Raw genomic sequence first — 12,885 nt, forward strand, 5'->3', positions numbered from 1 at the left:
TCAAATGCTTTTAGCCTTGCTAACTTTTAATTTCTTTCCTTTGATTGTCGTTTCTTTCATTGCCTGCATAACTAATGAACCTTTGTCATTCAGAATATCAACATAAGTCAACTCATCCTGAATGGTAATAATACCGATATCATCTGCTGTTACTCCAGGAATCTTCGCAATCGTGCCAACAAAATCTACGGCTCGAAGCTTCTTCTTTTTTCCACCATTGAAATGGAGTTTCATGACATCCTTGTTTGGTTGCACATGTATAGTATTTTTGGTTTTCTGACGACCACTGACTTTTTCATCGAAAGCATTTTTTCCAACAGCTACTTTCTGCTGCGTCGGCGCTTCCAAAACAGGTATCTCAAAGCCAATGTATGCTTCAATTGCTTTAATGAGTTTGCTGTCATTTGGAGTTGCAAACGTAATTGCTTTTCCTTTATTACCAGCACGACCGGTTCTGCCAGTTCGATGAACATAGCTCTCTTTTTCCACGGGAACGTCAAAGTTGATGACAAGTGTTATTTTAGCTACATCAATTCCCCTTGCAGCTACATCGGTCGCCACAAGATAACGAAAATTCCCCATTTTGAAGCCTTCCATAACCGCAAATCGGTCCTCCTGTACAATTCCACCATGAATCTTTTCACAAGAATAGTTAGACCTTTCCAATTCCGCAAAAACTGTGTCAACTTGCCCCTTAGTTCTGCAGAAGATAATACAGCTATCTGGGTTTTCAACAACAGTAATGTTTTTCAGCAATGCCATTTTCCCTGCTTCTTTCACTTCAATTACGCTATGTTCAATTGTACTCGTCGTGACTCCCGTAGAAGCGATTTGAATAGATATAGGTTTTTTCATATAGGTATGGCAAAGATTCTCAACCTTTTTAGGCAACGTAGCGGAAAATACCATCGTTACTCTAGTAAGCGGAAGTTTTTGTATGATAGCTTCTACTTGGGCAACAAAACCCATAGTCAACATTTCATCAGCTTCATCTATAATCAAGTATTTTATTTCATCTACACAAAACGTTCCTCTCTCAATATGGTCCATCACACGCCCAGGAGTACCGACGACTATATGTGTTTTTTGTTCCAACTCTTCCTCTTGTTTATTAAAGGATTCTTTGCCGTAAACCGCTAGGGCTTTAATTCTTTTAAAACGCCCAATAGCTGTTACATCCTCTTGAACTTGAACAGCAAGCTCTCGAGTCGGCGTAAGAATTAATGCCTGTGGATTTTCCTTCTCCCAATCAATCATTTCGCAAAGAGGGATACCAAAAGATGCCGTCTTGCCACTGCCTGTTTGAGATTTCACGATGAGATCCTGATTTTCCAATGCTCTCGGTATGACTTCACTTTGAACCTCCGTCGGCCTTTCAAATTTCAACAAGGCAAGTGCTCTTGTTATTTCAACGCTTAAATTATAATCCTCAAAACTTCTTTCATTCATATAAGTAACCTCATTTATTATTATTTGACCCCGTTTTTTTCTGATCAAGTGTAGTCATCCCTAAAATAAAATAATGCTACCCAATACATAAGGTAGCATTATTTTGTACTGCTAGCAAACCATGAAAAGCCAATTATTAAGTCCCACAAAATGTTTGGTAAGGCCTTGTTGATTGCGCGGGAAGTGTGGAATAATCATCCTTCCCAGGAGTGTACGCATACGGATTTGATAGAACTTCTAATAGCCTTTCCATCACACTGTAATCACCTTGATTCACCGCGGCTTCTAGCGCAGCTTCTACCCGATGGTTCCGTGGGATTAGTACAGGATTACTATCCCGCATTAACTGCTGTGAGCTGATCTTTGATTCTTGCTGTCTGCCTAGTCTTGACTGCCACAGTGCATACCAGTTGGTAAATTCCGGAGTCCCAAAAAGGACATTATCTTCTAAATTATCATACGTTAACGCGCGAAAAGTATTGGTAAAGTCAGCGCGATGCTTCTGCATTAGTCGAAGAAGGTCTTCAATAAGGGATTCATCCTGTTTCTCTTCATTAAATAGTCCTAGTTTCGCTCTCATTCCCGCGAGCCAATTCGCATGATAGTGCTCAGGGAAATCGGAAATGGCATCTTGCGCCAGTTTGGCACCCTCTGCATAATCTTCATGCAGTAATGGTATTAGGGTTTCAGCAAATCGCGCAAGATTCCACCCGACGATATTCGGCTGATTGCCGTAAGAGTAGCGACCTTGAATGTCAATGGAACTGAAGACCGTTGCTGGGTCATAGGTATCCATGAAGGCACACGGACCATAATCGATGGTCTCCCCACTTATCGTCATGTTATCGGTATTCATTACTCCATGGATAAAACCAACCATTTGCCATTGTGCTACCAAGGCCGCCTGACGCTTGATCACTCCCTGAAGCAACGCAAGATAGCGATTTTCATCAGTTTCAACTTCCGGAAAATGTCGCTGTAGTGCGTAGTCGGCAAGAACTTGTAGTTCCTCATCCGTTCCCCATTTTGCAGCGTATTGAAAGGTTCCGAAGCGTAGATGACTGACAGCCACACGAGTCATAATGGCACCTGGAAGATCGGTTTCACGGATGATAAACTCACCGGTTGTCACTACTGCTAGACTTCGAGTAGTAGGAATACCAAGCGCATGCATGGCTTCACTGATGATGAATTCGCGTAACATTGGTCCAAGTGCCGCGCGACCATCTCCCCCGCGGGAATATGGTGTTCGGCCCGAACCCTTAAGCTGAATATCAAACCGTTCACCTAAAGGGGTTATCTGTTCGCCAATTAACATAGCCCGGCCGTCCCCTAACATCGCAAAGTGCCCAAATTGATGGCCCGCATACGCTTGAGCAAGTGGCAAAGCGCCTTCAGGAATTCGATTCCCAGCAAGCACTGCCACTCCATCTTCGCTTTGCAACTCATGGACATCCAATCCCAAGGAAATTGCCAAGGAATCATTGAAAATGATCAACTTCGGTGACTGTACAGGGTTAGGACTGAGGTTTGTAAAAAATGATTTTGGCAGACGGGCATAACTATTATCTAAATTCCAGCCTGATTCTATTAGTTCTTTTCGGTTTGTCATCGTATCTTCTATCTTCCTTTCGTCTGTTTGCCTGATTTTTTTATATAAAACATAAATCACGGTATCCCTTTTCATTAGGTAGTCCTTCGTAGTGTTTTCTTCTGTTAATTTAGTATACCCTTTCCACACGTTGGTAACTCCCTTAGTTTTCGCTAACTATGCAGGGTGCACTAATGTGTTTCCCATAAGTGTCGTATACAGTGACCGACAGCGTACCTACACCAACATTCTCAGTTCTTCATCATAGATTTTTGTCGTTTAGATGCGCGTGTATTGCAAGCATCACTCAAAATTTACGCCACATTTTAACACGATATTTGAACCATCAGGTCAGTGTGATATACCCGGCCATTTCACCATAATATAGTATAAATGGATTTAACTGAAATCCCGTGTGGATAAGAACTTTCCTGCGACACATACTTTGGTAATACACAAACTGAGCACAGTTTTTTCAGATCAGTAAATAATCACACCGAAAGAGGGGTATTCTATTGGCAAAAAAAGTTCTTTTATTTGGTGATATTGGAATAGATGACACAGTGGGCCTTATCTACGCCCACTTTAATGACGAGATTGATATCGTCGGAGTGGTAGCCGACTATGGGAATGTATCAAGAGAAGATGCAATGTCAAATATTCGCTATTTGTTTAACTTATTTAATTTCCCCAATAACATTCCAGTCATAAGTGGTGCAGAAATGCCGATGACTGCAGAACTCCCCACCTACTATCCGGAAATCCATGGCGTACATGGTCTCGGACCCATAGTACCGGATGACTATGAATTCGTGATAGAAAACTTCCTGGAGATTGTAAATATAATTAAAATGTATAAGGATGAGCTGATTATCGTAAATATTGGCCGCCTGACTTCACTTGCTACATTGTTTATTCTTTATAAAGAATTAATGGGCAACGTGAAGGAATTTTATATTATGGGGGGAGCATTTGGGGTACCTGGAAATGTAACACCTGTCGCGGAAGCAAACTTTCATGCAGATCCTGTAGCGGTGAAAATCGTCCTTTCTTATGCCAATAATGTCACAATAATCCCTTTAAACGCAACACAAAAAGCAATTGTCACACCTGAAATGGTCGATTATATTGATCACTTTGGAAAAACCGCAATCTTTAAGTCGTTAATGGACTTTTACACCGAATTTTATCAAGAAAGGGATCCAACTCTTCAAGGAAGCCCCGTGCATGACGCACTTACACTGATGGCGGTCATACACCCTGAAATGTTCACGTTCAATTCACGTTCTATCGAAATCGGGCAGCATTTGGAAGGACCTGCAAGGGGGCAAAGTATTGCTGATATACGGCCAGGTGACCAATTTTATGACAACGAAAAAAATCACCGCATTGCATTTGACTTGGACTACGAGACATTTTTCCACAAATTCCTGTCTGTCATGACAGGTAAACAGTCAAAATAAGGTGAGTACTAATCATTCAAAGACTCCACTTCTAAGCAGTGTAAAGTCAACATGGACGTTAACTTTCATTTCCTTGTACAACTCATGCCATTTCTCTTCCGTCAATTCAGAATGACGTACAGAGCTTCTATAAATCTCACCATAGCCAAAAACATCCGAGCCAATGTTTTGGCAATAAGCAATTACCCTTGATATTTCACTCGACAGACTCTTACTGATCGCTTTTTCAAGTGCTTCCACCTTTTTAGAATTTCCAACATTAACGTTAGGTTTTATTTCTAATAATCTTGCTTGCACTGTAAGGTATAGGTCAAATTCAGGAGTTTTTGGATTGACTAACTTCACTTCTTTATGCGTTTTTATCGGATCGAATACCAGATTAATTTCATCAGGAGGATCCTTCAGTAAAGATGAAGGTAAATCATCCCCTTTAATTTTCAATTCAAATACTCCAGCATGATAATCATCTCGACTTAACTTCACATAAAAGCTATCATCGATAGTAAGTTTACCTATCATTTTGTCCTTTTTAAATAAAGCGATTCCAGAAATCTCTATTAGCTCCTCATCTCTTCTTATAATAGGCATCGCTATGTCCCTGCCCATGAAATAATAATCTTTGGCTACGTCATGAAGAGTGGATGAAACCACTTGCTCACTTTTAATATTTTGCTCTACCAGCTTATAAATATGTTCCCCAATATCCTCTATATCTGGGTATTGGTATTCCAGTAAGGCTTTCGTTTGACCTTCAACAACCGCCATAATAATATCCCCACTCATTGCAGGATTTTTCAACAAATTTTCAATGTAATGACCAATACCGTCTTGGGCAAACTCTTCACCGAATAAGACCCCCCTCAATTGTCCGCTCATTATTTTTTCAGCTGCTCTGCGATTGATTTTTGAACGTGTCCCTTGACTTGTTTCGTTTTCAGCAGTAATAACTGCAACTTTACTTTCTAACTCTGTGCTCACTTGGCGAACAACCGCTGTAGTCTCTACGCCTTCCTCTTTACCCAAGTCATAGCCAATTAAAGTGACTAAACCTACCCTTTCAAGGAGTTTTGTTTCTGCACATCCTACCAAACCAATGAAAAGAAATAGCAGTAGTAAAAAACAACAAAAATTTTTCATTCTATTTGCTCCTTACGTGATTTGATTTTCCTTTTCGCCACTGCTAAGACATACAAGATGATAGGATAAACAAAAACAATATAAAACGCCACCTGGCCAAAGTAATTATTAAATGTATTTATTTGAAGTCGAGTTTTAAGTGTTAAGCTTACAATTAATATGATGAGCGAGAATACCCAGACGAATTTATTCGCACTTACCTTTACTAGTCGTCTGGTTCCGCGAAAAGCAGCCCATAGAAATAGACACAGGTTCGGCAAAATAATCAACATCCAAAAACAAACCGCTATATACTCAAATCGTTCAATGAACGGAAATTTAACAATACTAAATAAAGACAAAGTCGCCCAAATGGTTTTAGTTAATTGTTCCCCGCTGAAGTAAGTTAACGAAACCAACATGATGGCAAGGTAAATCAATGTCGTCATGAACAAACCAAGATGAATATTTTTTTTTGCATTCTTTTTATCCTTTATAAAGGGATAAATCACATATAATATTTCAAATCCAACAACCGTAAAGGTCATGGACTTTACACCTTTCAGTATTTCGCTCATATTAGCCTCTAAAATCGGAAGAAGGCTTCTCAATTCTATATATTTCATTGGATAAGCCAACATCGGGAAAAGCCATATGGAAAGTATAAAACTAAAAAAAGAAACGCCTACAATTACCCGCAGACCACCGGTAAACGTGTAAATTACAATTAATAGCAATGAAGCCGCAATAAACCAAGTATTTAAATTCGGAAAAACCCATGTTTGAACGACCTCAATATAGTTTCTCAAAACGGAGAAAAAGGCACCTGAACAATAAAAAATATAAATGATATTTAAAAAATTCCCTAGCCATTTACCAAATACATCTTGATGAATTCCGTATAAATCATTTGAACCGTATATTTCCAACGTTTTAAGCATGAAAATTGCGATAATATGCGTGGCGAGACCTGCGAGTAGTACAGAAATCCATGCATCATGTTTTGCGTCCTGGTATATAATCCGTTGAAATCCTTGAATCCCGATTCCGATTTGAGCGGTATGAATGATGAAAAAAAGTAGAAAAGCATTAATTGTATCAGTGGGACCAATTTGTATGGAATTTTTCACTTATTTCACCTTCTGTTCATTTTTCTCAGGATTTATCGGTTGCGGCTCATATTTATCTTCATCCTCCGGTCTGGTATTTGAAGGTCTCTTAAATGTAAACGGCAACGGCAACCTGACAAGACTATCCCGCCAATCAAGCAAGCGAGGAGGATAAAAAGGCGCTGTATACGGCGAACCTAGGCTTGTTTGACGCAAAAGATGGATTAGGATAAAACAAAGCCCCAGCATAATGCCGTAAAATCCCCAAAGTCCTGCTAATACTATTAACGGAAACCGAATGATTCTGATGACATTACCCATCATGTAACTTGGTGTTGTGAAGGATGCCAACGCCCCTAAGGCGACGATAATAATTAAAATATTACTCGTAATCCCTGCTTGTACGGCTGCGGTTCCAATAACAATACCGCCAACAATACCGATCGTTTGACCAACCTTCGAGGGTAATCTGACTCCAGCTTCTCTAAGTAGCTCAATAATGAGTTCTAAAAGTAGGGCTTCAAATAAAGGGGGGAAAGGAACCAATGCTCTTGATTCACTTAGCGGGACTAAAAGAGATTGCGGAATTACTTCATAATGAAATGTCAATGCTGCTACATATAAAGGGGATAAAAAAACAGATAGGACGACTGCACTAAATCTTAATAACCGGGCAAATGTAGCAATTTGCCATCTAAGATTTTGATCCTCCTGACTTTGGAAGAACTCAAGAAATGAGTGTGGGCAAACGATTGCAAGGGAACTTCCATCCACGATGACCCCTAATTTGCCATTCAAAAGTTCAGCACAAAGCTTATCCGGTCTTTCTGTTAGTAACATTTGCGGAAAAATCGATAAAGAGTTGTCGTCTATCATTTGCTCAAGAATCGAGCTATCTAATACCGAATCCACTTTAAGGTCGGCAATCCTTTGTCTTAGCGTATTCACCATTTCATCGGAAGCAACGCCTTTAATGTATAACATCGCAATCGTTGTCTTCGATTGCTTTCCAACTTCTAATCCTTCATTGCATAGATTTGGGTTTTTTATATACCTCCGAATCAAGGAAATATTTGTCGACAGACTTTCAGTAAACCCAACTTGGGCACCGATTACCTGGGATTCGTTTTCCGGTGCTGATAAAGCCCGTGATTCATTGGTGGGGATATTAGCCAATACAATTTGCGAGTAGCCTTCAACATGAATAAGTACCGTTCCATCCATCATTGCAATTACTGCTTCTCCTATTTCATTAGCCATTTTCACCTGCGCTATTGTCAGGGTGGATATTATATTTTCTGGTGATTCATTTGTATGCTTCAACAGGTCCTTAAGGATATGATAATTTAACGTCGGGACATCTACTAGGTTCTCTATATATATGAGCGTAAGATTCGGTAATATCGATTTAGTGATTAAATCAGATGAATTGTGAGTAGCATCTTTTATGGACTGAATAAAAATATCACCAGAAGTTGAAATCTGTATTTGTATTTCTTCTGTGTTTTCTTCAGTCACAACTGTTTCCTGTTTTTCTTTTGAAGATCGTTTGGACTTTTTGTTAAACAGTAGACTCACCTCATTTGTATCTTTGTCCCTAGAATAGCCTTTTGAGGGAGAATCTATACCCTTCTTTCGGCTTCAGTTAACGGGGAGAGATGGGGTTAATGGGGCGTACGCACTCTGTCTCCCCATTTTTTAAGGCGTTGTTTTTTCAAAATATCCTGGAATTGGTCATTCCAATCAACTACAGTTATTAGCAAATTTGGAAATACTTCAGTCAAAGTAGCGTACGAATTCCCGTTCCACTTCCGTATCTGAAATTTTCAGTTCATTTTCTCTAACTATATTCACCACTGAAAATGCTTTTATGTTGAACACTCACTACGAAGTGTTAGTCTAGCAAAAACTACCTAAAACCAACCTCTATACCAATCCCTTCTAGACACTTCGATTTTTCAACATAAAGGGTTCAGCTCTTCCCTCTGCGGGTATCACAAGTTGTGAAGCTTGTTTTACAGAAGGGGATATATAAATATGTTTGGACTCAAAGATTTACTGTCATTGATTACTTCAGCATTTATCATCTTGCCTCTTGTCATTTTTTTGAGGGAGTCTGGTTACTTTATTGTCAGTGGCATTTTCGGTGTTAAGAACCCAAGGTTGACCATTGGATCAGGTCCTCGGATTTTCAAAATCGGATTCTTTGATGTGCGAAAATATTATCATGTGTATAGTTGGTTTTCCTATGACTCGTTGAAAAGAAAAAATAATTTTGCATATATATGTGTTTACTTGGGACCGATTCTTTCCAACCTTGTATTTGCTGTTACTATAAATGCACTTCTAGCCAATGGGATGCTTCACGAGTATAGAACATTTTGGGAGCGATTTATTTTCTATGCGTTCTATTATGTACTTTTTGACGCCATTCCCATGATAACTGTAAACGGTAAGCCGAATAACGGAATGATCATTTATGAAATGCTACGGCATGGTAAACGAACCGACTACAATAACGAGCCTTTTATCCCAGCGACTAGTGACGTAGAAGAGCAATATCAGAAAGAAATGGAAGGTATTCAAGAACTGGAAGAGGATAAAAAAAAGGCTAAACAAAGTATTATAAAGGAAATCCAAGACTTAAAGAAGAAATGAATGAATACACTCCTATCCCATCACGTGTATGAAATGTTTAACAAAAGAGGAAGTGGATCAAAACTTATTGGTGAACTTCCTCTTTCTTGGTTGCAACGTCCTACATTTTCCACAAAGTTTATACCTTCATATTGGCCCCCCTTTGCTGATGAAGATCATTGTACAACTTTAAAACTCTATTCTAGTAAGTAATAGAATAGAGTTTTAACCGCATCATATTAAATTGACATGCCTTCTTACAACTGCGTTTGTTCTTGGAGCTTTGCCGCGAGATATTTACGCGCGTCGGCGGTCAGAATCTGCAACCGAACTTCTTCCTGCCGTTCAAACTCGACAAACATCCCGCTTAAATTTTCATACACATAATGGACTTTAAAGCCCCTATCTAAATAGTCATCTACTTTTTTCATTTCATCCATGCTTAGTAAATGATCAGACATACACACACCTCGCTTTTCTTATTCTTCACCTTTTGCTTCGATTTCTTGCACGACAATATCGTCCCAATCGTGACCAACTGTAATACCTAAATACTTGGCGTCACTAGGATCGTCTAGTTCGGCTTGCGGGTACTTTTTAAACCACCAATATTTCGCCAAGACATAGTACACGAGTGCCCCCACGAAAAAGCCCACCAATGAAGAATACGTTGGGAACATATTCGCTAGGACACCACCAATCACCCAAGCGATTAACCCCGCTAAGTTAAAGCCATTCATATACTTATATTGGCCGTCTAACTCGTACAGATCTTTTACGTTCACACGACGTTTACGGATTAAATAATAATCGGCGAATAATATCCCCACAATTGCTGTTAAAATACCACCAATGATTAATAGCGCATTGACTAAGACGCCAAATAAGCTCCACGGCTGTGCTAAAATCCCAATAATTCCCGCAATGATAACTCCAGCCCAGAACGGTACTCTGGGTCCACCAATGTTTGAGAAAATCGTGGCTGCAGGAATCACGTTTGCGGACGTATTTGTCGACCATTGCGCTAACACAATCATCAGCAATAAAATTCCTAACGCAATTCCACTTGCACTTTGCTGCAAGGCATTTATCGGATCAGCAGATGCCACGGCCATATAACATACTGCACCAATGGCTACGATAAATGTGTTGGTAATCGGCATCACGATTAAAGAACCAACTAACTGTGTTTTATTGCGTTTGAACCAATTGCGCTCATTTTTTGGCGCTTTAAAGAAACGTGATAGTGTTGGCATATCAGCTGCTAACGTTGCCCAGAATCCCATGTTCGCCATCATCACGACCATGAAAGCAGTAAAAGCTGCCATCCCAGTCGTTGGTGATTCCACCCATGCCCACACGTCTTTCCCTTGTGCCGTTGCTTTATCGGCAAGCGTATAGTACATCCAGCACGATATTAAAATAATAACCGGCGCCGCAAAATCCGCAAAGCGCTCAATGGATTTAATGCCAAGCGATGTGTTAATTAACTGCAATGCCGCAAAAATAAGGAAACATAAAAACCAATTATTAAAGTCGAATAATAAATTCAAAATCCCATTGATGGCCATTGCACCAAAATAGGTGTTAAGACCGAACCAACAAGCCGCTGTCACCCCACGAACGAGCGATGGTATATGCGTGCCAATTGTACCAAATGGGGCACGCATATAAACCGGGAAGGACAAGCCGTGCTCAATACCAATATCACCGATTAATGTCATAAATACGCCAATTAAAACGGAACCTATCATTGTCGCTAAAATCACCATCGGCAATGGCAAACTTATAATAGCAGATCCGCCAATTGCAAAGGCGGCTAAGACGATGGCCATGCCTACCCAAATCACTGCAAAACCAAATGTCCCGATACTTCTTTTTTGATGTGTAACTGGAAGTAAATCTGGTGATTTTAAATAATCCCCACCATTCGCCATTCATGTCTCTCCCTTATAGTAGATTTCCAGTTAACAATGAAAAGCGGCTGGCGGCTGGAGCCTGGACACAATGAATAGCGGAAGGCGCCTTGATAGACCCGAAGAGCGCTGGATGACCTTAAGATAAAGGCGCTCTTTGCCCCTTTAACTTAGGACTGAAGCGACTCGAGCGGCTAGGCGCTTCAGTCTAGACACTGCTCCAAGTCTAAAAACGTATACTTTCTTACCTGCAAACAAACAATTGACCTCTTTTTATGGCTTTACACCAAAATCTGTACTTGAGAGCATATTCCACTACTGGTGAACTTTACTTTTTAACGAGCAAAACTGCTGATTAGTGATTGACGGTCGTTCCAAGTCATTGGCGCAATAGAGGACATTCTTTCGACCATCGAAATCGCACCGTCTACTGGGCACACAATCGAGCATAAATTACAGCCTACACAATCTTCTTCACGCACCTTTAGCATCGGACGACCACTCTCTGTGTACATGTCAATACATTGATGTGACGTATCTTCACACGCAATATGGCATTTATTGCAATTAATACAGACATCATTATTAATTTCAGCAACAACTTTGTAGTTTAAATCTAAGTCACCCCAGTTAGAATAACGTTGTACCGACTGACCAACAATATCCATCACCGAGGCAATGCCCTTCTCATCCAGATAATTATTAAGACCGTCAATCATATCTTCGACAATACTAAACCCGTGGTGCATCGCTGCAGTACAAACTTGTACTCCTGTTGCACCCATCAGCAGAAATTCCGCAGCATCCTGCCAATTTGAAATCCCACCAATGCCTGAAATTGGTACATTGACGAAAGGATTTCGCGCACATTCTGCGACCATATTTAGTGCAATCGGTTTGACAGCAGGCCCACAATATCCGCCATGTGCCCCCTTCCCTCCAACATATGGAACCGTATTCCATGAATCTAAATCGACACCCGCTAAGCTGTTTATCGTATTAATCATACTAACGGCATCTGCCCCGCCACGCACTGCCGCTTCCGCCGTCATCGTAATATCCGTAATGTTTGGCGTTAACTTGACGATAACAGGTGTACGTGCAACTTCCTTCGCCCAGTGCGTTTGCTTTTCAACCAATTCAGGGACTTGACCAGAAGCAGCCCCCATTCCTCGTTCTGCCATCCCATGTGGACAACCAAAATTAAGCTCAAGACCATCAACCCCGACAGCTTCTACTTTTTTAACAATCTCATGCCACTTTTCCTGCTGTGGCTCTACCATTAATGAAGCGATAATGGCATGATTAGGAAACCTTTTTTTCGTTTCAAGAATTTCCTGTAAATTAACCTCTAACGGACGATCTGTAATGAGCTCAATATTATTAAAGCCCGCTACTCTCTGTCCGTTAAAGCTGACAGCCGCAAAGCGCGATGAAACATTTAAAATTGGTTCACCCAATGTTTTCCAGACTGCGCCACCCCAGCCCGCTTCAAATGCACGTTGCACTTGATAGCCCGAATTAGTCGGTGGTGCAGATGCTAACCAAAATGGATTCGGTGATTTAATCCCCGCTAAGTCAATTCGTAAGTCCGCCATGCTCCA

The 12,885-nt window shown here is 40.5% G+C and carries 10 protein-coding genes; 2 read left to right on the forward strand and 8 right to left on the reverse strand.

From position 1 onward, the window contains the following. Window positions 1-1,449: a DEAD/DEAH box helicase gene (locus tag AZE41_RS14310; RefSeq protein WP_067210709.1), complete on the reverse strand. Its 1,449-nt coding sequence runs from the start codon at window positions 1,447-1,449 to the stop codon at window positions 1-3. A gap of 136 nt (window positions 1,450-1,585) precedes the next feature. Beyond that, window positions 1,586-3,061 carry a protein adenylyltransferase SelO gene (locus AZE41_RS14315; RefSeq protein WP_067213993.1) on the reverse strand — a complete coding sequence of 492 codons (1,476 nt, stop codon included), beginning with the start codon at window positions 3,059-3,061 and terminating at the stop codon, window positions 1,586-1,588. Between the two features lie 494 nt (window positions 3,062-3,555). Here AZE41_RS14315 and AZE41_RS14320 point away from each other — a divergent pair, with 494 nt between their 5' ends. After that, entirely contained in the window at window positions 3,556-4,503 is a 948-nt protein-coding gene (locus AZE41_RS14320; protein WP_067210712.1) for a nucleoside hydrolase, read from the forward strand. Window positions 4,504-4,515: 12 nt separating this feature from the next. Here AZE41_RS14320 and AZE41_RS14325 read toward each other — a convergent pair whose 3' ends face one another. Genes AZE41_RS14325 through AZE41_RS14335 form a run of 3 tightly spaced genes read right to left on the reverse strand, consistent with a single transcriptional unit; the run spans window position 4,516 to window position 8,246 of the window. Continuing rightward, entirely contained in the window at window positions 4,516-5,640 is a 1,125-nt protein-coding gene (locus tag AZE41_RS14325; RefSeq protein WP_067210715.1) for a Ger(x)C family spore germination protein, read from the reverse strand. Continuing rightward, entirely contained in the window at window positions 5,637-6,749 is a 1,113-nt protein-coding gene (locus AZE41_RS14330) for a GerAB/ArcD/ProY family transporter (RefSeq protein WP_067210717.1), read from the reverse strand. Before AZE41_RS14330 ends, AZE41_RS14325 begins: the two co-directional genes overlap by 4 nt. Further along, window positions 6,750-8,246 (reverse strand): spore germination protein, encoded by a 1,497-nt coding sequence (locus tag AZE41_RS14335; protein WP_231885680.1) that lies wholly within the window; start codon window positions 8,244-8,246, stop codon window positions 6,750-6,752. Between the two features lie 519 nt (window positions 8,247-8,765). On the opposite strand from AZE41_RS14335, the gene AZE41_RS14340 reads away from it, so the two are divergent. Beyond that, complete coding sequence (locus AZE41_RS14340; protein ID WP_067210719.1) at window positions 8,766-9,386, forward strand: hypothetical protein; 621 nt, start codon at window positions 8,766-8,768, stop codon at window positions 9,384-9,386. Window positions 9,387-9,622: 236 nt separating this feature from the next. Here the strand turns inward: AZE41_RS14340 and AZE41_RS14345 are convergent, their stop codons facing one another. The 3 genes from AZE41_RS14345 to preA all read right to left on the reverse strand — a co-directional run bounded on the left by AZE41_RS14345 (window position 9,623) and on the right by preA (window position 12,879). Next, the gene (locus AZE41_RS14345) at window positions 9,623-9,826 is read right to left on the reverse strand and encodes a hypothetical protein (protein ID WP_067210720.1); all 204 of its coding nucleotides are present in this window, start codon (window positions 9,824-9,826) and stop codon (window positions 9,623-9,625) included. A gap of 18 nt (window positions 9,827-9,844) precedes the next feature. Further along, the gene (locus AZE41_RS14350) at window positions 9,845-11,302 is read right to left on the reverse strand and encodes an NCS1 family transporter (protein WP_067210723.1); all 1,458 of its coding nucleotides are present in this window, start codon (window positions 11,300-11,302) and stop codon (window positions 9,845-9,847) included. A gap of 314 nt (window positions 11,303-11,616) precedes the next feature. Continuing rightward, entirely contained in the window at window positions 11,617-12,879 is a 1,263-nt protein-coding gene (gene preA, locus AZE41_RS14355) for an NAD-dependent dihydropyrimidine dehydrogenase subunit PreA (RefSeq protein ID WP_067210725.1), read from the reverse strand. Window positions 12,880-12,885 lie beyond the last annotated feature (6 nt).

The sequence above is a fragment of the Sporosarcina psychrophila genome (assembly GCF_001590685.1).
Classification (GTDB): domain Bacteria; phylum Bacillota; class Bacilli; order Bacillales_A; family Planococcaceae; genus Sporosarcina; species Sporosarcina psychrophila.